A 22976-nucleotide genomic window follows, 5' to 3' on the forward strand; every position below is an offset into this window, starting at 1 on the left:
CTGCTGCGCGTCAATGAGGAATTCGATGACGCGCCCTTTTCGCCGACAGATCCTGTACATCCCCGGCTTCGATCCCATCCCGCCCCGTCGCTATCGCGAGCTCTATCGGCGCGAGGCGGCGCGTCAGGCGCGCATCTCGGGCTACAGGATCCAGATGACCTCGCGGCCGCGAACCGTCGGATTCGGCTGGCGAAGCCATGGCGCCTTCGCGGACGGCACCGGCGACGCGGTGTTCGAGGTGCTGGTCTGGGACGATCTGGTTCAGAATTCGATGCAGCGCGGCATCGCGGGCACCTATCTTCAGTTGGTCACGACGGCCTGGGCCTATATCGGGTCGGGGGCGCTGTTCAGGCTGATGCGCCTGCGGCGCGGGCCGGTTCTGGCGGCCCTGTATCCGATCGCGGTGTTATTGGTTCAGGCGATCATTGCCCTGCTGGCCGCATCGGCTGCGGCATGGCTGGGGTCTGGTGTTGCAGGCTGGTGGCTGGGCCTGCCGGTCGGATTGGCCGTGATGTGCGCGGTCCTGGCCGGGTTCCGGCGGATCGATAACAGGATCTTTGCCTATTACCTGATGCATGACTATGCGTTCACCGCCCGCCATCGCGGCGCCTATCCGGACGCGCTGGAAACCCGGCTGAACCAATTCGCCGACCGATTGGCCAAGGCGCTGGCCGAGGACGTGGACGAGGTGCTGGTGGTCGGGCATTCCTCGGGCGCCTATCTGGCCATATCGCTGCTGGCCGACGTGATCCGCGCGGGGCGGCTGCGACCAGACGGTCCCGCCCTGTCCCTGCTGACGCTGGGGCACGTGGTTCCGATGGCCTCGTTCCTGCCGCGCGCAGACAGGCTGCGCGCCGATCTGGCGTTTCTGTCCGAACGTCCCGAGATCTTCTGGCTGGATGTCAGCGCGCCCGGCGATGCCTGTTGTTTCGGACTGTGCGATCCGGTCGCGGTGACCGGCGTCGCCGGACCGGCGCAGCGGTGGCCGCTGGTAATGTCGGCCGCGTTCACCCAGACGCTTTCACCCGAAGCCCAAAAGAAACTGAAATGGCGCTGGTTCCGGCTGCATTTTCAGTATCTGTGCGCCTTCGACCGGCCCGGCGATTATGATTACTTCGCCATCACCAGCGGTCCCCTGTCGCTGGCGCAGCGATTTGCACACCGGTCGCATTCCCCCGGTCGCATCACGCGGCCTGCGGGACGGGGCGTCGCGCGATGATCCCGCCGAAACCTCGTTCAAGCGACGTGCGCGGTTCCGTTTGGCGCCTGGCGCGCGCGTTTCGGCGCGACCTTCTGTCGGCCCTGCCCGCCCGTCTCTACCGGGCATGGATGGCGGAATTCCGAAGCCCGCTGATCCACAGCTTCGTGTGTAACGACCCTGCCCTGGTCCGGCTGATCCTGCAGGATCGCCCGGCCGATTTCCCGAAATCCGACCGATTGCGCGAAGGGTTGGCGCCCCTGCTTGGCAATTCGGTCTTCGTGACGAACGGCGCCGAATGGGCGCATCAGCGCCGAATCATCGACCCTGCCTTCGAAGGTGGTCGGCTGCGCGAACTGTTTCCGGCCATCTGGGATGCCACCGATGCGGCCATCGCACGGCTGCAACCCGGCGAGATCGACATCGAACCGGAAACCAGCCACGCTGCCGCCGATGTCATCTTCCGAGCGCTGTTCTCGCTGCCGATCGAACATCGGATCGCGGCGCGCGTGTTCCATGCGTTTCGTGCCCATCAAGAGGCTCAGCCGATCGTCAACCTTGCCGCCCTGATGCCGCTGCCGGCGTGGGTGCCGCGCTGGCATTCGCGTCGGACGCGCGCCACGGCGGCGCAGATTCGCGGACTGATCGCGGATCTGGTGGACAGCCGCATTCAGGCCATCGCGGGCGGAACCGCGCCCGACGATCTGGCCACCAAGATCATGACGACACCCGATCCCGAAACCGGGCACTGCTTTGACGGCGCCGAGATGGTGGATCAGGTCGCGATCTTCTTTCTGGCGGGCCACGAAACCGGTGCCTCGGCGCTGGCCTGGGCGCTGTGGCTGCTGGCCGCCAACCCCGACTGGCAGGATCGCGTGGCCGCCGAGGGTCGCGCCCTGACCCCGGACTTTTCCACCGTCAGCACGTTGAAGGCAACGCGCGCCGTTTTCCGCGAGACGCTGCGCTTGTACCCGCCGGTGCCGATGATGGTGCGCGAGGCAGCGCAGCCCGAGTGTTTTCGGGACCGTGCCGTGCCGCGCGGCGCACAGCTTGTCCTGTCACCATGGCATCTGCATCGCCACGAAAGACTGTGGCGCAATCCCGACATGTTCGACCCCGCCCGCTGGAACACAGAAGACGGTAAGGCCAGCGCGCGGGACGCCTATGTCCCCTTCTCGTCGGGGCAGCGTGTCTGCCCGGGTGCGGGTCTGGCGATGCTGGAAGGTGTGGTCATGCTGGCGCGCATCTCTGCGGCATTCCGCCTGTCGCCGGGCCAACAGGCACCAGTTCCTGTCGCGCGCTTGACCGTGCGCGGGCGCGACGGCATCCTGATCCGGCTGCAACCCCGAGAGACGCCATGACCCGTGCCACCGTCAACAGGATCTGCGCTGACCTGCCGGGCGCCGAGGTCAGCGACCCGTGGGGCGGCGGACATGATTGCTGGAAGATCGGCGGCAAGATCTTCGCGCTGATCGGCGCCATGAACGAGGCCGTCGCGGTCAAGACCGACGGGATCGAAACGGCAGAAATGCTGATTGAAGCAGGCCCCGCACGGCGAGCCGCCTATTTTCACCGCAGTTGGGTCGAAATACCGATGGACTGCCCCGAAGACGAGCTGCGCCATAGGATTCTGGTCAGTTACGACAACATTCGCAAAAGCTTGCCGCGGAAAGTTCAGGCAAGCCTGAAACCGCGGCCATCCTGAACGTGATCCCGCGGTTTTCTGGCGGGCGTCAGCGGAACAGCACCAGCGATCCGGGTGACCATGCCAGGCGCGTGCGGGTTCCGACATCCTGCACATCACGTCCAAAGACGTTGCGCATCGAGATCCGGACGGGGCGCGGGCTGCCATCAAGTCGCGCCGATCCGTCCAGTCGCAGATCGTAATACGTCATGTCGCCGTAATACACGACCTCGTCGATGGTCGCTGCGGTTTCCCGCGCCTGGTTGTGGGACTGACCCGGACCGATCAGGGTCATCGTCTCGGGACGGAACCCGACCATTACGCCGTCATCATCCGGGTTCGCGCGGCTGACCTGCCGGGCGGGCAGATCGACCTCGCCCAGCCCTGCCACCTCGACCCGGAAGCCGCCGTCCGGCAAGTCGTTCAGGATTCGCGCTGGCAGAAAGTTCATGACGCCGATAAAATCGGCGACCCGCCGGTTCGCGGGCCGGGCATACAGCGCCTCGGGCCCGTCCAGCTGCGCGATCTCGCCCTCGAACATCACGGCGATGCGGTCGGACATGACCAGCGCTTCTTCCTGGTCATGGGTGACCAGAACGAAGGTGATGCCGACCTGACGCTGCAGCTTGATCAACTCGACCTGCATCTGCTCGCGCATCTTGCGATCCAGCGCGGATAACGGTTCGTCCAGCAGCAGCACCTTGGGCTTCAGGATCAGCGCACGGGCCAGCGCGACCCGCTGACGCTGGCCGCCCGACAGCGCATGCGCCGCGCGCCCCCCATAGCCCTTGAGGCCGACCATCCCCAGCGCCTCTTCGACAAGTTTCGCCTTCTCGTCCTTCCCGCGCGGATCGCGGCGCAGGCCGAATGCCACATTCTCGGCCACCGTCAGATGCGGAAAGATCGCATAGGACTGAAACACCATATTGGTAGGCCGCTTGTTCGCGGGCACGTCCTCCATGCGGTTGCTGTCGATCAACACCGCACCTGACGAGATATCCTCGAACCCGGCGATCACGCGCAGCAGCGTGGTCTTGCCGCAGCCCGACGGCCCCAGAAGCGAAAAGAACTCACCCGCACGGATGGTCAGGTCGATGCCCCGCAGCGCGTGGTAGTCGCCATAGTATTTTTGCACCGCCTGACATTCGATCATGGCCTTGGGGTCGTCGCTCACAGAAAGCCTCCGGTGTCCTTGCCGCCGATCTTCGCGATGCCGCGGCGACGGAAATACTCGCCGGCCGCCAGAAGGACGATCGACAACGCGACCAGCACCGTACCCAGCGCCATGATCGTCGGGATCTGCTTGGGAAAACGAAGTTGGCTGAAGATATAGGTGGGCAGCGTGGGTTCGTTGCCCGACAGGAAAAACGCGATGATGAATTCATCAAGGCTGATCGTGAACGAGATCAGCAGAGACGAAATGATCCCCGGCATGACCAGCGGCAGGGTGACCAGCCGGAACGCACCCCATTTCGTTTCGCCCAGATCATAGGCCGCCTCTTCCAGCGACTTGTCGAGGGTTGAAAACGCGGTGGACAGGATTGCGATCCCATAGGGCATGCAGATCAGCGTATGGCCGACGATGACCGTCAGGATTGACAGGTTGACCCCCACGCCCAAAAGCACCACCAGCAGCGACATCGCCACAATGATCTCGGGCAGGACCATCGGCACCATGATCAGCCCCATGATGCCGCCCTTTCCCGGAAATTCGAACCTGGTCGAGGCGCGGGCGGCGAAGATGCCAAGGCAGGTCGCCAGAATCGCCGAGGACACCGCGATGGTCAGCGAATTGGCCAGCGCCCTGCGCAGCGTGGCGTTTTCCCACATCTGCGTAAACCAGCCAGTGGTGAAGCCCTGAAGGGGAAAGGCGATGATCGTGCCCGAGTTGAACGCGAAGATCGGCAACAGCGCGATCGGCGCATAGAGAAACAGCAGATACAGGATCGTATAGATCCGCAGACCGCTGCCGTCGAACGCTCCGGGTCTCATTGACGCACCTTCAGGAAACGACGGTTCACGAACAGGAAGACCACGCTGACCGCCGCCACGATAAGCATGGCCGTCACCGCCAGCGCCGATCCCAGCGGCCTGTTGTCCAGCGCCAGCATCTGCACCTGGATGAGGTTGGCGATCATCGGGATCTTGCCACCGCCGATCACCTCGGGCGTCACATAGTCGCCGATGGTCGGAATGAAGACGATCAGGGTCGCCGCGATCACCCCTGGCATCGCCAGCGGAAGGGTGACCCGCCAGAACGTCATCAACCGGCTTTCGCCAAGGTCACGCCCGGCCTCGAGCAACGAACGATCGATCTTCTCCAGTGCGACGAAGATCGGCAGAATCGCGAAGGGCGCATAGGCATGGGCCAGTGTCAGAACCATCGCGTTCACATTATAGAGGATGAAAGTCAGCGGCTCGTCGATGATCCCGAGGCCGGTCAGCGAAGAGTTGATGACGCCGTTATATCCCAGGATTACCTTCCACAGAAACACCCGGATCAGATAGCTGGTCCAGAACGGTATGGTGATCAGGAACAGCCACATCGACTTGCGTTCCGGGCGGACCATGAAGCTGACATAATACGCCACCGGAAACGCCAGAACGACCGTCACCAGCGTCACCAGCCCCGACACGAACAGCGATCGCAGCATCACCGTTCGCACGATGGGATCGGTGAAGACCTGCGTATAGTTGGCCCAGGTGAACTCTCGGATCACCTCGAGATAGCCGTCCTTCAGGAAGCTGTAGCTGAGGATCGTCAGGACCGGCGCGGCCAGCACCAGCAGGGCATAAAGAAACGGCGGCGCAATCAGGGTCAGCCCCTGCTTCGCCTCCGCATCCAAACCGCGTCTTGCCATGTCTGCTTCCCTGTCGGCCCGAGGTTCCGGCGGGCTATTTTCTCAATTCCTTCCACAGCGAACGCGCGATGAAAAGAGAAAAGTCGCCTGCGCGTCTATCGCCACCAGCGCCCGCTGAGGGCCAGGCGCGCCAGCGACGCGCGGCGCTGAAAGGGCGAGATCTCGGGCGTTTCGACAAAGCAGTCGATATTCCCGCGCAGTACTTCGATCAGAAAACGCGGCACGCGGGGGCCGGGATACAGCGCGGCGGCTGCGGATCCGGGCACTGCGCGGCGTCCGCGGGCGGCACGGCGCAGCGATTCCCGTGCGATCTCGGTCAATCGCCGCACGTCCTCGGCACGCGCCCCGTCCAGGCCCAAGCCAAGCTTCTGCAGTCGCGGCAGCGCGCGCAGCCACGCGGCCAGCCCGGCCCCAAGCGCGTGATCGGCCACCACGCCGCGGGCCGCGGCGGGGGCGCCCAAACGATGTGCGGCCAACCACATCAACGCCCCGGCGGTCGCATCGACATAGGCAACGACCGCCTCGGTGCTGGCCAGTGGCTCGCGCGCGCAATCGCGCCGCCGTGCCTCGGCCAGCGGCAGCAGCTCACCCGCAGCCTCGGCCCACGCCTCCCAAAGCGGGGTCAGCACATCGTGCAAGGGCGGCGCGGTGCCGCGCCCCATCTCGGCCAGACGGTCGGCCCACCACTGCAACCGCATCTCGGCCAGCATCGGCTCGGCCGACTGGAACGGCGCGCGGGCGATCTCAAGATTCAGCGCATACAGTGTGACAAGCGCCGGACGGCGTTCGGGTGCCGCGACCAGCACCGCGCCGAAGCGGTCGGGATCCTGCTGCCGCAGGATCTCGGTGCAGGCCTCAAGCGTCACGCGCCCACCACGCGGGCCAGTTCGGCCAGCCGCGCGGCATCATAGCCGGGCGACAGGGACCATTCGGCGCCGCCCGCGGTATCCTTGACCTCGACACCGGCAGCCTTGAAGCCATCGCGGATCGCGTCCGCCCGGCCGAAGTCGCGCTGCTTGCGGGCCTCTGCCCGCGCGGCCAGCAACGCCTCGATCAGCGCCGCCGCGTCGTCACCCGCTTCGGCCCAGGCGCCCATCTCAGGCAGCAACAGTCCCATCATCTGCGCCGATGCAAGGAACAGCGGCAGATCGCCCTGCCCGGCAAGCTCATGCAACGCCGCGATCGCGCCCGCAGTGTTCAGGTCGTCGGCAAGCGCGGCGATGACGGCGGGCGCCGGGCTCGGGGCGGGTTCGATGCCCGCCACGAGACCACGCCACCGCCGAAGCACCGCTTCGGCCTCGGCCGCCTTGGTTTCGGTCCAGTCCATCGGCTTGCGGTAATGCGTGGACAGCATCACGAAACGGATCACCTCGCCGGGAACGCCGCCGCCCTCGCTGTCGGGGCGGTCCAGCAGATCGCGGACAGTGAAGAAATTACCCAGCGACTTGGACATTTTCTTGCCCTCGACCTGCAGCATCTCGTTGTGCAGCCAGAAACGCGCGAAATCCGCGTCGGGATGCGCGCAGCAGCTTTGCGCGACCTCGTTCTCGTGATGGGGAAACTGAAGGTCGATACCGCCGCCGTGGATATCGAAGGACGGCCCCAGCAGCGCCGCAGCCATGGCGGAGCATTCGATATGCCAGCCGGGCCGCCCATGGCCCCAGGGGCTGTCCCATCCGGGCTGCCCCGCGTCCGACGGCTTCCACAGCACGAAATCCATAGGATCGCGCTTGAAGGGCGCGACCTCGACCCGTGCGCCCGCGATCATGTCATCGACCGAGCGACCCGAAAGACGGCCATATTCCGCGAACGACCGCACGTCGAACAGCACATGACCTTCCGCCGCATAGGCGTGGCGGCTGGCGATCAGCTGTTCGATCATGGCGATCATCTGCGCGATATAATCGGTCGCGCGCGGCTCGTGGTCGGGGCGTTCGGCACCTAGGGCGTCCATGTCGGCATGGTACCAGCCGATGGTCTCCTCGGTGATCTCGCGGATCGTCCGGCCCGTCGCTGCCGCCCTGGCGTTGATCTTGTCATCCACATCGGTGAAATTGCGCACATAGGTCACATGACGTGCGCCATAGACATGCCGCAACAGCCGGACCAGAATGTCGAACACCAGCACTGGCCGCGCATTGCCCAGATGCGCGCGGTCATAGACGGTCGGGCCGCACAGATACAGCCGGACATTACGGGGATCCAGCGGCGCGAACGCCTCTTTCTTGCGTGTGCGGGTATTCGTCAGCCGGATGTCGACCATCTTTGCGCCTCGTCTGCCAGAGCGCGGTTTCTAGCGCATCGGATCGAAGCTTTCCACCCATTCGATCTGGCGCGGCAGGCTGTGGCGATGCAGGTCATAGCCTTCAAGAATGGTCTGGCGGGCGGCTTGCCGCAGGCGTTCGGCCTCGGGGTCGCCCTGCAATCCACGGATCAGCGCGTCCGACAACGCCGGCACGTCGAAGAATGGCACCAGCCTTCCGTTCTGGCCGTCCTTGATCAGTTCCCGCACCGGTGCCGTGTCCGACGCCACAACATAGCCGCCTGCCGCCAACGCCTCGGTCAGTGACCAGGACAGAACGAACGGATAGGTCAGATAGCAATGGACCCGCGCAAGCTGGATCAACGCCAGATAGTCCGGATAGCGCAGCCGGCCCACGAAATGCACCCGGTCCGGATCCAGCCGGTCGCCCAACTCGGCCAGCATCACATCCTTCCAGCTTTTCGCGTTGCGCGGCAGCCCGCCATAGCTGGCTCCGTCGCCGCCGACCAGCACCACCTGCGCCTCGGGGCGCGCGGCCAGCACCTGCGGCAGTGCACGCATGAAAATGTGAAAGCCGCGATAGGGTTCCAGCGACCGTGACACGAAGCTGATCACCTCGTCGCCCGCGTCCAGACGCTGCCCATCCGGCAGTTCCAGCCACGCATTCGAATCGGGTTTCACGCGCGACGTGTCGATTCCGTCGTGGATGACGGTGATCTTCTTGCGCAGTTCGGGTGGGAAACTGTCGGCCTGATAGGCGGTGGGCGCGATCGCCGCATCCGCCTGCACGATCCCCTGGATCAGGTGGGCCGAGCGCGCGACGGTCATGAAACGGCCCTCGTCGCTGTCCGGGTGAATCTCGGGATCGAAGCCGACATCATGGCCGCGCGTGCGGTACATAAGTTCGGCATAGACCAGCAGCCGCGCGTCGGGCCAGATCTCTCGCAGAAACAGCGTCTCGCCCCAGCCGGTGTGTCCGATGATCAGGTCAGGGGTGAACCCGTGCCGGTCGCGCAGCGCACGCGCACCCCGCGCCGCCAGCAAGCCACGCTCGGCATGGTTTGAATAGCTGCGCCCCAGCACGCCGTTGGTCTGGACGGGCTCGGGCGCCTTGTAGCGGACCGTCTTCACCGGCCCGGTGCGTTCGTTCTTTTCATCGGTCAGTGCCAGAACCTCATGACCGCGTTTGGCCAGCGCGGGCGCCAGATGCGGAAACTGACCGGGAAAGTTCTGGTGGACGAACAGGATTTTCATGAACGATCCGCAAAGGCTGCCTTCAGAAGGGTCCGAGTATAGTCGCTTTGGGGATCATCGAATATCCGCGCCGCATCGCCCTGTTCGACAACCTCGCCCGCGCGCATCACCATGATCTGGTGCGACATCGCGCGCACCACCCGCAGATCGTGGCTGATGAACAGGAAGGCCAACCCGTATTTCCGCTGCAAACCGCGTAGAAGCTGGACGATCTGAACCTGAACCGTCATGTCCAGCGCGCTGGTGGGCTCATCCAGGACCACCACCTTGGGACGCAGGATCATGGCGCGGGCGATCGCGATTCGCTGACGCTGGCCGCCGCTGAATTCATGCGGATAGCGGTGCATGGTTTCGGGACGCAGTCCGACCTCTGCCATGATCTCGGCGACCAGCTTGCGCCGATCGCTGGTCTTGTCGATGCCGTGGACGCCCAACCCCTCGGCGATGATCTGTTCCACCGTCATGCGCGGAGACAGGCTGCCATAAGGGTCCTGGAACACGATCTGCATGTCGCGGCGAAGCCTGCGCAACTGCTTGCCGTTCCAGCCCGCGATGTCCTGCCCCATGAACAGAATCGGCCCATCGCTTTCGATCAGCCGCATGATCGCCAGTGCCAGCGTGGTCTTGCCCGACCCTGATTCGCCCACGATCCCCAGCGTCTCACCCGCCCGCACGCTGAGCGTCGCCCCGTTTACCGCCTTTACATGGCCAATGGTCCGGCGCAGCAGCCCGCGCTGGATCGGAAACCAGACCTTCAGATCATCGGTCGTGACCATCGTTTCGGCGTCCACGGGAACCGGATCGGCAACGCCGGTCGGCTCGGCCGCCAGAAGTTTGCGGGTGTAGTCGTGCTGGGGATCGGAAAAGATCGCCTCGACCGGGCCCTGTTCGACAATCTCGCCATCCTTCATCACGCAGACCCGGTCCGCGATGCGACGCACGATGCCCAGATCGTGGCTGATGAACAGCATCGACAGATCTTCGGCCTGTTTCAGTTCGGCCAGCAGATCAAGGATCTGCGCCTGAATCGTCACGTCCAGCGCGGTGGTCGGTTCGTCCGCGATCAGCAGGTCGGGCCCGTTGGCCAGCGCCATCGCGATCATCACGCGCTGGCGCTGGCCGCCCGACAGCTGGTGCGGATAATCGGCAAGCCGGGTTTCGGGGTCGCGGATTCCCACACGGGTCAGCAACTCGACGATCCGCGCCCGCGCCTTCGCCCCGGTCAGCCCCTGATGCAGCGCAAGACTTTCCGAAAGCTGCTTTTCAAGCGTGTGCAGCGGATTCAGCGAGGTCATCGGCTCTTGAAAGATAAAGCTGATATCGTTGCCGCGAATGTCGCGCAGGACGCGGTCCGGCGCGCCGATCATCTCGCGGCCCTCATACTGGACGGAGCCTTCGACCAGTGCCGATTCGCCCAGAAGCCGCACGGTGGACAGCGCCGTGACCGATTTGCCCGACCCGGATTCGCCCACCAATGCCACCGTCTCGCCCTTGCCGATGTGAAAGCTGACGCCTTTCACGGCGGGAATGATCTGACCTTCCTGCGCAAAGCTGATCCGCAGATCGCGCACCGCCAGCACCGCATCCGAAGGCGGCGCGGGAACGACGCGGCCCCGCTCGTCGCCCGGCATGCCCCGCGAGGGCGCGTTATCCTCGGCCACCGCCGCGGCACTGGCGATGCCCGGGCGTGTCGGGTGCAGTTCTGCCTCGTCGTCGCGCGCGGTCATTTGCCCAGGCTCATTTGAAGGTCTTTCGGGGGTCGAAGGCATCGCGCACGCCTTCGAAGATGAAGACCAGCAGCGACAGCATGATGGCAAAGGTGAAGAACGCGGTGAACGCCAGCCACGGCGCCTGCAGGTTCTGCTTGGCCTGCAAGGCAAGTTCCCCCAGAGAGGGCGCCGAAGCCGGCAGCCCGTAGCCAAGATAATCCAGCGCCGCCAGCCCGCTGATCGTGCCGGTCACGACAAAGGGCAGCATGGTCAGCGTGGCGACCATTGCGTTGGGCAGGATGTGGCGGAACATGATCGTCCGGTCACCGACACCCAGCGCGCGGGCCGCCCGGACATATTCGAAGTTGCGCGCCCGCAGGAATTCCGCCCGCACCACGCCGACCAGTGCCGGCCAGCCGAACAGGATCGTCACGAAAACCAGCAACCAGAAACTTCGGCCCAGAATCGCGAACAGGATGATGATGACGTAAAGGCCGGGAGTCGAGGCCCAGATTTCCAGCAGGCGCTGGAACACCAGATCGGTGCGGCCGCCGAAATATCCCTGGATCGCGCCTGCCGCGATGCCGATGGTCGATGCGATCACGGTCACGATCAGCGTGAAAAGGATCGAGATCCGAAACCCGTAGATCACGCGGGCCAGAACGTCGCGCGCGGTGTCATCCGTGCCCAGCCAATGGGTACCGTCCGGCGGGCTGGGCGCGGTGCCGACATTGTTGATCGTCTTGTAGTGAAAGGGGATCGGCGGCCAGATCATCCAGCCTTGTTCATCCTTGGGCACATCGCTGCTGCCGGACTTGACCGCCGCGATCAGGCTGTCGGGTTCGTCCCAGCATTCCTGCCGGCCACCGGTGACGATCAGGCATTGCACGGCCTCGTCGCGATAAATCGCTTCGGTCCCGAAATCGCCTCCGAAGGCCGTTTCGGGATAGAACTGATAGGCCGGAAAGAACAACTCTCCGCGATAGCTGACGACGACGGGTTTGTCGTTTGCCACGACCTCGGCCAGCATCGCGACCACGAACAGGACGCTGAAGATCACCAGCGACCAGAAGGCCCGGCCATTGCGACGAAAGCTGCGCCAACGGCGGCGGTTCAGTTCCGACATCGCCATCAGCCGGCCCTCGATTCAAAGTCGATGCGCGGATCGACAAAGACATACATCATGTCCGACAGGATGCCGACGATCAGGCTCATCAGGCCGAAGACGTACAGCGTGCCGAAGATCACCGGATAGTCGCGCTGGACTGCGGCCTCGAACCCCAGTCGGCCAAGCCCATCCAGCGAAAAGATCGTCTCGATCAGGATGCTTGCGCCGAAGAACACGCCCAGGAACATCGCCGGAAAACCCGCGATCACGATCAGCATCGCGTTGCGGAAGACATGGCCGTAAAGCACGCGCCCTTCGGTCAGACCCTTGGCGCGGGCGGTGATGACATATTGCTTGTTGATCTCGTCCAGAAAGCTGTTCTTGGTCAGCAGGGTCAGCGTCGCAAAGCTGGAAATCGTCGAGGCGACGACCGGCAGGGTCGCGTGCCAGGCGTAGTCCTTGATCTGGCCCCAGGTGGACAGATCGGCGAAATTGTCGCTGGTCAGGCCGCGAAGCGGGAAGATCCGCCAGAAACTGCCACCCGCGAACAGCACCATCAGCAGCACCGCGAACAAAAAGGCCGGGATCGCATAACCCATGATGATCACGCCCGAGGTCCAGGTATCAAAGCGGCTGCCATCCTTCACCGCCTTGCGGATTCCCAGCGGGATCGAGATCAGATAGGCAAGCAGTGTGGACCAAAGCCCCAGCGTGATCGACACCGGCATCTTCTCGATCACCAGGTCGATGACGCTGATCGACCGGAACCAGCTGGTGCCGAAATCGAAGCGCATATAGTTCCACAACATATTCAGAAACCGTTCGACCGGTGGTTTGTCGAAGCCGAATTCCTTTTCAAGCTGGGCGATGAATTCCGGCGGCAGGCCGCGGGCGCCTTCGTACTGGCCTTCGGTCGCACCGGTATCACCCCCGCTGCCACCGCCCGAGATGTTGCGGAACACGTCCCCCTCGCCCTGCACCTGCGCGGCGATCTGTTCGATCGGACCGCCGGGGACGAATTGCGTCAACGTGAAATTTATCAGCATGATGCCGATCAGCGTGGGGATGATCAGCAACAGCCGCCGCAGGATATAGGCACCCATCCGCCTGTCCTTCTGCCCGCCCCTTGGGTCAATGCGGGCCTTTGCGGCCCTGTTCGATCGTCAAGCCTTTTCGGCAATCCGCCGCAGGAAATCAAGCGCCGGTTGCTACCGGATCGCGCCCCGGCTGCGAAGTTCCGCGGCCTTGTCGGAATCGGCCCACCAGAAATCCAGAACGCCCAACGCATAGGGGGGCATGTCTTCCGGGTGACGATACATGTCGTAATAGGCCAGCGTGTAATCGGCCTTGAACCATTGCGGCACCCAGAATCGCAGGCTGCGCAACGCCCGGTCCAGCGCGTGGATGGCCGTGACGTTTGCCTCCTTGTCCTCGACCGTCTGGCCATATTCCATCAAGGCATCGATGGCCGGGTTGGCCAATCCCATCGGATTGAATACATCGCCCACATTGTCTGATCCGAAGACCTGATCGGTGCCCCCGCCGATCGCATAGGATTGGCCCAGATTGTCTTCGACGATATCGAAGTTCTTCGCTCTGATCCGCTGCTCCATCTCGGCATTGTCCACGCGTTGATTGACGGCGTCGATGCCGACCGCGCGAAGGTTCTGCACGAACGGGTTGATGATGCGGTCATTTCCCACATCGTCGTTCAGGAACTCGACGCGCAAGGTCTGACCCTGCGCATTGCGGCGCAGCGGGTCGCTGCCATTCGTCGTCCACCCCGCCTCATCCAGAAGCTGCGCGGCGCGGCGCATGTTGCGCCGGTCCAGCTGACGATCGCCGGACGTCGCCTGAACCACGGCGTCGTCGGTCAGGATACCCTCGGGCAGGTCCTCGGCAAGCGGCGTCAGCAACTCAAGCTCGGCCGCGGATGGTACCCCCTCTGCCTTGAATTCGCTGTTGTCCCAGAAGGAATTCACCCGCGTCTCCAGACCGTAGAGCAGCGTCTGATTGGTCCATTCGAAATTGAACATCAGCTCGATCGCCTCGCGCACGCGAATGTCCTGAAACTTCTCGCGCCGCAGGTTGAACACCCAGGCCTTGCCGTTCGCGATGGTTCCGTCGGCCAGCGTTTCGCGCAGCACGGCGCCGTTCTCGACAGCCGGGAAGTTGTATCGCGTCGCCCAATGCAGCGATGAGGTTTCGTTGCGGAACGTATATTCGCCGGCCTTGAACGCCTCGAACGCGGCATCGAAATCGCCGAACATCTCATAGCGGATGCGGTCGAAATTGTGACGCCCCTGATTGATCGGCAGATCGTTGCCCCAGTAATCCGGATCGCGCCGAACCACCATGCTGCGCCCCATGTCGGCACGGTCGAACATGTATGGGCCGGACCCGATGAACGGGGTGTCGCTGCTTTGTTCAAGGTCGCGTTCGTTGTCCAGAAAGTCCTTGCGCGAGAAGACGATCTGATACCCCATCTGCGAAATCACGTCGCGCCGCGGATAGTCTTCGGTGAAGGTGAACTTGATGCGATGATCGTCCAGCACCTCGGCCTTGGCGACCATCTGCTGCATGGCCGTGCGGAATGAGGACAGGCCCTTGTCGCGCAGCGTCTCGAACGAAAACAGCACGTCATGCGCGGTCAGCGGAGTTCCGTCCGAAAAATGCGCCTCGGGCCGCAGGTTGAAGATCACCCAATCCTTGCTTTCGGGATATTCGATGGTCTCGCACAGCAAGCAGTAGTCCACGCCCAACTCGTCGGCCGGACTTTCCATCAGCCGTTCCAGCTGGATCACCGAAAGGCCGATGGCGCGGCCCCGGAAGGTGAACGGGTTGTAGCTGTCAAAGCCTCCGACCGCCGCGAAAGAGATCTCTCCGCCCTTCGGCGCCTGCGGGTTCACATAGCGGAAATGGTCGAAATCGGCGGGCAGCTCGGGTTCGCCAAACAGGGCGATGGCATGGGTCTTGATGATTTTCTCGCCATCGGCCTCGTCGGTCCCCGCGGTCTCTTGCGCCAGCGCGGGCGCGGTAGCCGCGGCAAGGGACAGGGCAAGGGTCAGGGCAAGATGGCGCATCGGCAGACTCCGGCGTGAAAACATGTCGGCACACGCTAGGCCAGCGCGATGCGGCGGATCAAGCCGCGTTTTCGTGAACCACGCGCGACCACCCAAACAGGAAAGGCGCGGCTTTCACCGCGCCTTGGCCGTCCCCGTTGCCCCGGGCTTACTGCTGGGACTGAAGATAGGCGATCAGGTCGGCCCGATCCTCGGGCTTCTTCAGACCGGCAAAGGACATCTTGGTTCCCGGGACGTCGGACTTGGGGTTGGTCAGGAATTCCTGCAGCGCCTCGGGCGTCCATTCGGGCGCTTCGTCGGCATGGGCCACCATCGCGTCGGAATAGGCGAATCCGCCGATCGAGGCAACCGGACGGCCGACAACGCCGTTCAGATGCGGGCCGACGCCATCGGAACCGTCAAGCTTGTGGCAGGCCTTGCACTTGCCGAATCCCTTTTCGCCAGCGGCAGGATCGGCAGCTTCCATCAGCGCGGCGAAGTCGATCTGTTCTTCCGCCTCGGCCTCTCCGCCGTCGCCGCTGTCCTCGACCGGGATCGAATAGGCTTGCGCATGTTCTTCGTCTTCGCCGCCGTGACCGGCGGACCCGACATGATACAGGCCGCTGGCCGCCCAGTTGGCCAGCATCAGAAACAGCAGCGCCCCGATCAGCGCGCCGGCGGCCTTGGTCACGGTCATGGTGTTGAACATCGCGGCGATCCCCGTCTGGTAAGCTCGTCAATTCGCCCGGTATCTATCCGCTTTCGCTTTCCGGGATCAAGGTATAGTTACCCTGCGGACAGTCAAATTTCGGACAGAAGCGACCCATGACGACCAACCGCATCGCATTTCAGGGCGAACCCGGTGCCTATAGTCACGAAGCCTGCCGCACGGCCCGCCCCCTGATGGAGGCCCTGCCCTGCCGGACATTCGAGGACGTGATCGAGGCAGTGCGCGCGGGCGATGCGGATCTGGCGATGCTGCCTGTCGAGAACTCGACCTACGGCCGCGTGGCAGACATCCATCACCTGTTGCCGGAATCCGGGCTGCACATCATCGACGAGGCCTTCGTGCGGGTTCATATCAGCCTGCTTGCGGTGCCGGGCACCCGGCTGGAACAGGTCCGCGAGGCCATGAGCCACACCGTCCTTCTGGGACAATGCCGCGGGTTCATGCGCCAGCATGGCATCCACGCGATCACCGGAGCCGACACCGCCGGATCGGCCAAGGAGGTCGCTGCGCGCGGCAATCCCGCCCTGGCAGCGCTTGCTGCACCGCTGGCCGGTGAAATCTACGGGCTGGACCGCTTGGCCGACCGGATCGAGGATCGCCAGAACAACACCACCCGATTTCTGATCATGGCGCGCGAGGCGGATCTGTCGCGGCGCGGCGACCAGATGCTGACCAGCTTCGTGTTCCGCGTCCGCAACATTCCGGCGGCGCTTTACAAGGCAATGGGCGGTTTCGCCACCAACGGCGTCAACATGACCAAGCTGGAAAGCTATATGGTGGACGGTGTCTTCACAGCGACGCAGTTCTACGCCGATATCGAGGGTCATCCCGAAGATCCCGCCGTTGCCCGTGCGCTGGAAGAACTGGGCTATTTCACATCGATGCTGAATGTCCTGGGCGTCTATCCGGCAGATCCGCTGCGCGAAACCCAGCGCAACGGCGGCTGATCCCGAACAGCGACCCCGACGGCGCGCCTGCGCTTATGCTGCTTGCTGCAGATCCGAAATGAACTCTGCGATGCGGCGATCAAACTTGCGGTCAAGCTGCGGTTTGGCAAGTTTCGCCGTCTGCAGCATCAGCCGTGCCTTCATGTTGCGCGGACGGATCTCGGTTTCGAAGATCAGACGTGACCGTGTTCGGCTAAGGGCGATCACGGTCACGTCAATGGTGATATCCAGCGCGTCGGACATTCCCGCCATCGAGAGCCGCTCGGGGCGGTCGTGGCGCGTCACGTCAAGCCGCAGGTTCCGAGGCCGGCCACGCCAGTCGAAGCCGATCTGCCAGCCCATGCCGGTGCCCGGCTCTTGTGCAGGATCGATGCGGGTGACCTTGGCACCGCGACCGATCAACATCCTTTCGATCCGACCGAAATCGCCGATCGCATCGAAAAGTTCGTCCGCCGTACAATCGGCGTCGTGACGCGTGGAAAATTTCATCACAAACAATCCGTTGGCAACATTGCCGCAAACCCGACCATGGGCAACCCAAGCGCGCTCATAGTCCAAAGACGGTGTACTGTTCAACCAGGTCGTCAACATTGCCGGAACTCACTCTTTATACATCTGGACCATGTCAGAAAAACCCCCAGCTGAAATCCTGTTCTTTTGGTCAATTTGTTCGGAACACGATTCAAGATCGAGTAAATTAATCAGTTCAATCAAGGGTTGAGAAGATTCCGGCGCCGCCCTAAGGTCATGCCGCAGACGCCTTGACGGCGTTTCACGAACGCCCCGCGCCGATGGAGAAACGGGATGCCGGACGGCACAGGCGATACGACAGGACACGGATCATCGGCAGATCAAGAACTTGACACCATGGTCACGCTGCGCCTGCTTGCGACCACCGACATGCATATGCATGTGCTGCCCTATGACTACCTTGCCGATCGTCCCTGCGACCGCGGTGGCCTGGCACGCACCGCATCGCTGATCGCAAGGCTCCGGGCCGAGGTTCCGAACTGCCTGCTGTTGGATAACGGTGATTTCCTGCAGGGCACGCCGATCGGCGATATCGCCGCAGATGCGTTTGGTTCGATCTTCAGACGGGTGCATCCCGCCATCGCCGCGATGAATGGCATGGGCTATGATGCCGCCGCCTTGGGAAACCACGACTTCAGCTTCGGCCTGCCGTTTCTGCGAATGGTGACAGGGCAGGCGAATTTTCCGTTCCTGGCCGCGAATCTGCGTCTTCGGCATGGTCAGGACTTTCCCGGTCACGTGATGCTGCGCCGAAGCGTCAAGGACTGGCATGGGCGCGATCACGCGCTGTCGATCGGCGTGGTCGGGTTCCTGCCCCCTCAGACACCGGAATGGGACAGCGACCTCTCAGACCAGATGCATTGCGAGGATATCCTTGAGGCCGCGCGGCGCGTCGTTCCCCTGATCCGCGCAGAGGGCGCCGACATCGTGGTGGCGCTGGCACATTGTGGCATCGGGACGATCTCGCCCGTCCGTGGCAGCGACCATGCCGCCGCCGCGCTTGCAGCACTGCCAGGCATCGACGCGGTCATCGCCGGACACACGCATGAGGTGTTTCCAGGCCCGGACATAGCCGCCGCACCGGGGGTCGATCCGGTCGCAGGACTTCTGGCCGGAAAGCCGGCGGTGATGGCGGGTTTCGGCGGCTCGCATCTGGGTGTGATCGACCTGCATCTGAGACCCGAACCCAAGGGCGGGTGGCGGATCGCAGCCGCGCGCAGCCGGGCCGACCCGGTGCATCCGTCCCTGCCGACCGCCGAATCCGTTGCCCGGCCCGCGATAAAGGCCCATCACGAAACACTTCGCCGCCTGCGCCGGCGGGTCGGGCGCAGCGCCACGCCGCTGCACAGTTTTTTCGCGTTGATCGGCGACGATCCGGGATTGCGGCTTGTCAACATGGCGCAGCGCTGGCACGTGCGGCAACGCCTGCGCGGGACGGAATGGGACGGCTTGCCGGTCCTCTCCGCCTCGGCGCCGTTCCGCGCCGGTGGGCGCGGCGGTCCCGGTTTCTACACCGACGTGCCCCCCGGAAGGCTGAGCCTTCGCAACCTTGCCGATCTGTATGTTTTCCCCAACCGGATCTGCGCCATTGGCCTTGGCGGTGCACAGCTTGCCGACTGGCTTGAACGTTCGGCCAGCATGTTCCGGCGCGTCGAACCCGGCGCGACCGACGCCACGCTGATCGACCCCGGTTTCCCAAGCTACAATTTCGATGTGGTGGATGGGGTCACCTGGCAGATCGACCTGTCCCGGCCAGCGCGGTTCGCGCCCGATGGCCGTCTGGCCGATCCCGACGCACGCCGCGTTCACGATCTGCGCTGGCGGGGTTTCAGGGTCACCGCCGAGGATCGTTTCGTGCTGGCGACGAACTCCTATCGGCTGGCAAGTTGCGGTCTTTACAGCCCGCTGGTGTCCGGCAACGAGATCGCCCTGAAGGACGGAGGGCTGACCCGCGACATCCTGCGACACTATGTCCGCCGCCGCCGCCATCTGTCCATCGACACATCGCCGCATTGGCGCTTTGCGCCGATGCCGCAGAGCTCGGTCCTGTTCGAGACAGGTCCTGCCGGGTTGCGCTTCCTTCCGGATGTGCAGGCACGCCGTGGCGTCCGGATCGAACATGTCGGCACCGCGCCCAACGGCTTTGCGCAGTTGCGGATGTTCCTGTAATCGATGTCGGCGCAGGGGTTGCATCGCCTGCGCCGCTTGACTATCTGTCGCCGCGAGAGGTTGGCGCGGGCAAGCGCCTCGCCAACCCGGTCAGGTCCGGAAGGAAGCAGCCGCAACGAGCCCCGCTTGGGTCGCTGTCCAGCCTCTCACCCAGTCTTCCCAGATCATTCTGTCCTGATCCGCTCTGCCCGGATCGCGGTCGCGCGATGCTGCGGCTTACAGCACCACGATCCGTGTGGCCGGGATCAGGTCATGGTCGCGATGGGCGGCGATCAGAATGGCGGCCTGCGGCAGCCATTCGCGGATCCCGCGCATCATCGCGGCGGCGGTCGGTGCATCCAACCCTTCCGTCGGCTCGTCCAGAAGCAAGATGTCTGGGTGGCGGATCAATGTGCGAGCCAGCGCCAGGCGGCGGCTCTGACCTCCGGACAGGCCGGCACCACCCTCACCCAGGCGGGTATCCAGCGGCAGATCCAGCGCGCAGGCGGCCAGCACATCGCGCATCGGGCCATCATCGGCATCGGGGCTGGCCAGCTTCAGCGTGTCGCGAACGGTGCCCGCGATCAACGCCGGTCGCTGCGTTAGATAGCCGACCCGACCGCCCGCACGAACCCTGCCCGACACTGCCGGAACGAGGCCCGCGACGGTATTCAGGACAGCCGTTTTTCCACGTCCGCTTGGACCGGTCAACGCAACGGTCTCACCTGGCAGAATGGTCAGATCCAGATTCGCAACCACCGGTTGTCGTCCCGGCAACGGGGCGACAGAAAGCCCGCACAGCTGCAGTCCCGGTGCAGTTTCGGAGGCAGAAATTTGGATCGTGGGGGGCGTTTCCAACGCTGCGACGACCCGACCCGCAGCGTCGCGCATGCGCCCCAGTTCGGCTGCGCCGCGTTGCAGTGCGGCAGTCAGTTCCGCCATCGCAAGCGTGGCCAGAACCGCAAGCGCCGCCTGAGCCGGTCCGATCCGACCGTCCAGCACATGCTGCCCGGCCAGGATCAGAGTCCCGGACAGGGCCACGGCAGCCATAACCTGCAACATCGCCGCCGCGCGCCATTCGGCGCGGGATTGCTGCAGCGCGTCGCGACGCGCCGCGCGGTCCTGGTCCAGCAAGGCCTGGCGGGATTCAAGCAGCCTGCCGGCCACCACCAGTTGCGCGCGTCCACGCAGATGGGCGATCACGCCAGCCCTCAGGGCCTGCTGCCGCATTTCGGCCCGCGACCCTGGTATGAACGCCGCGCGGCCAGCCAGAACCAAGACGCCGCCGCCGCCAAGCACCGTCACCCCGACCGCCCACAGTGCCACGACGGGCGCGACCAGATACCACAGCCCAATCAGCGTCGCGATCGAGGCGATCAGACCCGCCAGCGCGGGAAATATCAGCCGGATCGCCAGCCCGTCCAGCGCATCGATATCGGCCGTCAGCCGGTTCAGCGCGCCGCCTGCGCGCAGCCGCGACAAAGTCGCGAAATCGGCAGCGGAAACGCCTGCCAGCAACCGGACCCGCAGGCTTGCCAGCGCCTTAAGCGTGGCATCATGGGTCAGCAGACGTTCGCCATAGCGGGCGGCCGTCCGCGCAATGGCCAAAAATCGCACCCCGGCGGAGGGGCGAAAAACGTCGAACACGGTGCCCAGCCCGGCAAGTCCGGCAACCCCCGCCGCAACAATGAACCATCCCGACAGTGCCAGAAGCCCGATCCCGAACAGCGAAACCACCACCGTCAACGCCAATCCGCGACGCATCGCCGCGCCGCGATCGCGCCAGATCAGGCGCAGGATATGCCAAAGAGACCTCATGGTCCGACCTCGATCCGGCGAGGAAGGGCCGCGATCAGGCGCGGATCGTGGGTGGCGGCGATCAGCGTCGCACCGCGACGATGCAGGCCCAGCAACCCCTCAATCACCTCGGCCGCGGTCTGCTCATCCAGATCGGCTGTCGGCTCGTCCGCCAGAATTACCGCCGGCTGGCGCAGCGCGGCGCGCGCGATGGTCAGCCGCCGCGCCTCGCCCCCCGACACACCTGCGCCTTCCTCGCCCAGTCGCGTCTGCAATCCGTCCGGCAATCGCGCGACCACCGCCGAGGCGCGCGCAAGCTGGATGGCGGCGGCAATTTCCTTGTCGCTTGCCTCGGGCGCCAGATTCTCGCGCAGCGTTGCATCCAGAAAATGAATCTTCTGCGGGATCAGCGCCAGCCCGGCGCGCCATGCGTCGGCCGTCTTGTCATCCAGAACCGCGCCGCCGATCCGCACCGCTCCGCCCGACGGGATCAGCCCGGCCAATGCCAACAGGAGGCTGGACTTGCCGCCCCCCGAAACGCCGGTCAGCGCCACCGCCTCGCCCGGCGCGATATCCAGATCCGGCATATCCCTGCCCCGCAGCACCATGCCGCGCACGGCGATTGGGCCGACGCGCGCCGCGTCCGGACGGCCCTGTCCGATGATCTGTGGATCGGCAGCCGCCTGATCGGCCAGCAGATCCCGCGCGACCGACTGAGCCGCGACCCGGTCATGCCAGGCGGCCGCTATGTCGCGCAAAGGCTGAAAGAACGCCGGTGCCATCAGCAGCAGAAAGATCCCCTCGCCGATGGTAATGGCGTCACCCCATGTGCCAAAGCCAAGCTGCCCCAGCAGCGAAAAGCCGACAAACACCGCCATCATTGCCACACCAAGCGCGGCGAACAATTCCAGCACCGCGCTGGACAGGAACGCGATCCGCAACACCTCGAGCGTGCGGCGGCGAAGGTGATCGGCGCGGCGTTCGAAATCCGCCAGCATCGTGTCGCGCGCGTCCAGCAGACGAATGTCGATCAGCGCCGCAAGCCTGTCGATCAGCATCGCGTTAAGGCCGGCGATCTCATCCATCTGGCGGGCGGATGCATCACGCGCGGCCAGTCCGATCAGCGCCATGAAGATCGGGATCAACGGACCGCTGATCGCAAGGATCAACCCTGCCGCCCACGACACGGCGAAGCTGATCAAAAGGATCAGCAGAGGAACGGCCGCGACGCGCGCCTGTGCGGGATGCCAGCGCAGAAGATATGGCCGCAGCATCGCCAGCTTGTCCACGATCAGCGCGGCGGTGGCGGCGGAAGACGGTGCCGAAGCCTCGGGCGCGCGGCGGTCCGCACGCGTCAGACAATCGAGGCGCGCGGCCCCGATGACCGCGTCCGCGGCAGCCTCGGACTGTGCCGCGCCGAACAGTGCCAACCCCGCGCGCGCAAGGCCCAGCCCGGCGACGCCAAGACCCATCAATGTCAGCGGCAGCGGCTGCCCGGTGGCCAGTCCGGCCAGACCCCATGCCAGCAACGCCGCCTGCAGCACCCACAATGTCTCGGCCACCACCGCGGCAATCGCCGCCCGCTTCAGGCGTTGGCGCTGAGGCGCTGTCAGCGCCGAGAGACGTGCGGCGATTTCGGCATGCGTCGGGACCATGACCCCTGTGTTGCCCCGTCCATCGGGCG

General features: G+C 64.5%; 19 protein-coding genes and 1 other RNA gene. 6 read left to right on the forward strand and 14 right to left on the reverse strand.

Going from position 1 to position 22976, the window contains the following annotated elements; translation table 11 throughout:
* The first annotated feature begins 25 nt into the window (after positions 1-25).
* The 3 genes from MU516_RS05295 to MU516_RS05305 are packed head-to-tail and all read left to right on the forward strand — an operon-like array spanning position 26 to position 2903.
* On the forward strand, positions 26-1219 hold the full coding sequence (locus tag MU516_RS05295) for an alpha/beta hydrolase family protein (protein WP_260276181.1): 1194 nt from the start codon (positions 26-28) through the stop codon (positions 1217-1219).
* The gene (locus tag MU516_RS05300) at positions 1216-2559 is read left to right on the forward strand and encodes a cytochrome P450 (protein ID WP_260276182.1); all 1344 of its coding nucleotides are present in this window, start codon (positions 1216-1218) and stop codon (positions 2557-2559) included. Before MU516_RS05295 ends, MU516_RS05300 begins: the two co-directional genes overlap by 4 nt.
* A complete protein-coding gene (locus tag MU516_RS05305; RefSeq protein ID WP_260276183.1) occupies positions 2556-2903 on the forward strand; it encodes an MmcQ/YjbR family DNA-binding protein in 348 nt (115 codons plus the stop codon). Before MU516_RS05300 ends, MU516_RS05305 begins: the two co-directional genes overlap by 4 nt.
* A 28-nt stretch (positions 2904-2931) precedes the next feature.
* On the opposite strand, the gene MU516_RS05310 is transcribed toward MU516_RS05305, so the two are convergent.
* From MU516_RS05310 to MU516_RS05360, 11 genes are all read right to left on the reverse strand, one after another.
* Positions 2932-4035 (reverse strand): ABC transporter ATP-binding protein, encoded by a 1104-nt coding sequence (locus MU516_RS05310; RefSeq protein ID WP_260276261.1) that lies wholly within the window; start codon positions 4033-4035, stop codon positions 2932-2934.
* 17 nt (positions 4036-4052) lie between these two features.
* Positions 4053-4874 (reverse strand): ABC transporter permease, encoded by an 822-nt coding sequence (locus MU516_RS05315; RefSeq protein WP_260276184.1) that lies wholly within the window; start codon positions 4872-4874, stop codon positions 4053-4055.
* Entirely contained in the window at positions 4871-5743 is an 873-nt protein-coding gene (locus tag MU516_RS05320) for an ABC transporter permease (RefSeq protein WP_260276185.1), read from the reverse strand. Before MU516_RS05320 ends, MU516_RS05315 begins: the two co-directional genes overlap by 4 nt.
* A 95-nt stretch (positions 5744-5838) precedes the next feature.
* Positions 5839-6609 carry a squalene/phytoene synthase family protein gene (locus tag MU516_RS05325; RefSeq protein WP_260276186.1) on the reverse strand — a complete coding sequence of 257 codons (771 nt, stop codon included), beginning with the start codon at positions 6607-6609 and terminating at the stop codon, positions 5839-5841.
* Positions 6606-8006 (reverse strand): cysteine--tRNA ligase, encoded by a 1401-nt coding sequence (gene cysS, locus MU516_RS05330; protein WP_260276187.1) that lies wholly within the window; start codon positions 8004-8006, stop codon positions 6606-6608. Before cysS ends, MU516_RS05325 begins: the two co-directional genes overlap by 4 nt.
* A gap of 30 nt (positions 8007-8036) precedes the next feature.
* Entirely contained in the window at positions 8037-9260 is a 1224-nt protein-coding gene (locus tag MU516_RS05335; RefSeq protein WP_260276188.1) for a glycosyltransferase, read from the reverse strand.
* The gene (locus tag MU516_RS05340; protein ID WP_260276262.1) at positions 9257-10891 is read right to left on the reverse strand and encodes an ABC transporter ATP-binding protein; all 1635 of its coding nucleotides are present in this window, start codon (positions 10889-10891) and stop codon (positions 9257-9259) included. The genes MU516_RS05335 and MU516_RS05340 overlap by 4 nt, the downstream gene beginning before the upstream one ends.
* Before the next feature lie 106 nt (positions 10892-10997).
* Positions 10998-12101, reverse strand: a complete 1104-nt coding sequence (locus MU516_RS05345) for an ABC transporter permease (protein ID WP_260276189.1) — start codon at positions 12099-12101, stop codon at positions 10998-11000.
* Positions 12101-13180 carry a microcin C ABC transporter permease YejB gene (locus MU516_RS05350; protein ID WP_209055250.1) on the reverse strand — a complete coding sequence of 360 codons (1080 nt, stop codon included), beginning with the start codon at positions 13178-13180 and terminating at the stop codon, positions 12101-12103. Before MU516_RS05350 ends, MU516_RS05345 begins: the two co-directional genes overlap by 1 nt.
* A 105-nt stretch (positions 13181-13285) precedes the next feature.
* Positions 13286-15160: an extracellular solute-binding protein gene (locus MU516_RS05355; protein ID WP_260276190.1), complete on the reverse strand. Its 1875-nt coding sequence runs from the start codon at positions 15158-15160 to the stop codon at positions 13286-13288.
* Between the two features lie 148 nt (positions 15161-15308).
* Entirely contained in the window at positions 15309-15848 is a 540-nt protein-coding gene (locus MU516_RS05360) for a c-type cytochrome (RefSeq protein WP_209055252.1), read from the reverse strand.
* Between the two features lie 116 nt (positions 15849-15964).
* On the opposite strand from MU516_RS05360, the gene MU516_RS05365 reads away from it, so the two are divergent.
* Positions 15965-16816 (forward strand): prephenate dehydratase, encoded by an 852-nt coding sequence (locus MU516_RS05365; protein WP_260276191.1) that lies wholly within the window; start codon positions 15965-15967, stop codon positions 16814-16816.
* Between the two features lie 33 nt (positions 16817-16849).
* Here the strand turns inward: MU516_RS05365 and MU516_RS05370 are convergent, their stop codons facing one another.
* Positions 16850-17305: an SRPBCC family protein gene (locus tag MU516_RS05370; RefSeq protein ID WP_209055254.1), complete on the reverse strand. Its 456-nt coding sequence runs from the start codon at positions 17303-17305 to the stop codon at positions 16850-16852.
* A 315-nt stretch (positions 17306-17620) separates the two neighbouring features.
* On the opposite strand from MU516_RS05370, the gene MU516_RS05375 reads away from it, so the two are divergent.
* Together MU516_RS05375 and ffs are read left to right on the forward strand one after the other, a co-directional pair.
* On the forward strand, positions 17621-19516 hold the full coding sequence (locus MU516_RS05375) for a bifunctional 2',3'-cyclic-nucleotide 2'-phosphodiesterase/3'-nucleotidase (protein WP_260276192.1): 1896 nt from the start codon (positions 17621-17623) through the stop codon (positions 19514-19516).
* Positions 19517-19570: 54 nt separating this feature from the next.
* Positions 19571-19667: signal recognition particle sRNA small type (ffs, locus tag MU516_RS05380), an RNA gene on the forward strand.
* A 65-nt stretch (positions 19668-19732) separates the two neighbouring features.
* Here the strand turns inward: ffs and MU516_RS05385 are convergent.
* Both MU516_RS05385 and MU516_RS05390 read right to left on the reverse strand, forming a co-directional pair.
* Positions 19733-21313, reverse strand: coding sequence for an amino acid ABC transporter ATP-binding/permease protein (locus MU516_RS05385; protein WP_260276193.1), 1581 nt, complete (start codon positions 21311-21313; stop codon positions 19733-19735).
* Entirely contained in the window at positions 21310-22947 is a 1638-nt protein-coding gene (locus tag MU516_RS05390; RefSeq protein WP_260276194.1) for an ABC transporter ATP-binding protein/permease, read from the reverse strand. The genes MU516_RS05385 and MU516_RS05390 overlap by 4 nt, the downstream gene beginning before the upstream one ends.
* Positions 22948-22976 lie beyond the last annotated feature (29 nt).

The sequence above is a fragment of the Paracoccus maritimus genome (assembly GCF_025195095.1).
Classification (GTDB): Bacteria; Pseudomonadota; Alphaproteobacteria; order Rhodobacterales; family Rhodobacteraceae; genus Paracoccus; species Paracoccus maritimus.

Coding starts and splice junctions, on each gene's coding strand:
- MU516_RS05345 (WP_260276189.1), bottom strand. CDS start 12,101: ATGGCGATGTCGGAACTGAACCGCCGCCGTTGGCGCAGCTTTCGTCGC.
- MU516_RS05385 (WP_260276193.1), bottom strand. CDS start 21,313: ATGAGGTCTCTTTGGCATATCCTGCGCCTGATCTGGCGCGATCGCGGC.
- MU516_RS05295 (WP_260276181.1), top strand. CDS start 26: ATGACGCGCCCTTTTCGCCGACAGATCCTGTACATCCCCGGCTTCGAT.
- MU516_RS05365 (WP_260276191.1), top strand. CDS start 15,965: ATGACGACCAACCGCATCGCATTTCAGGGCGAACCCGGTGCCTATAGT.
- MU516_RS05305 (WP_260276183.1), top strand. CDS start 2,556: ATGACCCGTGCCACCGTCAACAGGATCTGCGCTGACCTGCCGGGCGCC.
- MU516_RS05350 (WP_209055250.1), bottom strand. CDS start 13,180: ATGGGTGCCTATATCCTGCGGCGGCTGTTGCTGATCATCCCCACGCTG.
- MU516_RS05315 (WP_260276184.1), bottom strand. CDS start 4,874: ATGAGACCCGGAGCGTTCGACGGCAGCGGTCTGCGGATCTATACGATC.
- MU516_RS05335 (WP_260276188.1), bottom strand. CDS start 9,260: ATGAAAATCCTGTTCGTCCACCAGAACTTTCCCGGTCAGTTTCCGCAT.
- MU516_RS05300 (WP_260276182.1), top strand. CDS start 1,216: ATGATCCCGCCGAAACCTCGTTCAAGCGACGTGCGCGGTTCCGTTTGG.
- MU516_RS05375 (WP_260276192.1), top strand. CDS start 17,621: ATGCCGGACGGCACAGGCGATACGACAGGACACGGATCATCGGCAGAT.
- MU516_RS05390 (WP_260276194.1), bottom strand. CDS start 22,947: ATGGTCCCGACGCATGCCGAAATCGCCGCACGTCTCTCGGCGCTGACA.
- MU516_RS05360 (WP_209055252.1), bottom strand. CDS start 15,848: ATGTTCAACACCATGACCGTGACCAAGGCCGCCGGCGCGCTGATCGGG.
- cysS (WP_260276187.1), bottom strand. CDS start 8,006: ATGGTCGACATCCGGCTGACGAATACCCGCACACGCAAGAAAGAGGCG.
- MU516_RS05310 (WP_260276261.1), bottom strand. CDS start 4,035: ATGATCGAATGTCAGGCGGTGCAAAAATACTATGGCGACTACCACGCG.
- MU516_RS05340 (WP_260276262.1), bottom strand. CDS start 10,891: ATGCCGGGCGACGAGCGGGGCCGCGTCGTTCCCGCGCCGCCTTCGGAT.
- MU516_RS05355 (WP_260276190.1), bottom strand. CDS start 15,160: ATGCGCCATCTTGCCCTGACCCTTGCCCTGTCCCTTGCCGCGGCTACC.
- MU516_RS05320 (WP_260276185.1), bottom strand. CDS start 5,743: ATGGCAAGACGCGGTTTGGATGCGGAGGCGAAGCAGGGGCTGACCCTG.
- MU516_RS05370 (WP_209055254.1), bottom strand. CDS start 17,305: ATGAAATTTTCCACGCGTCACGACGCCGATTGTACGGCGGACGAACTT.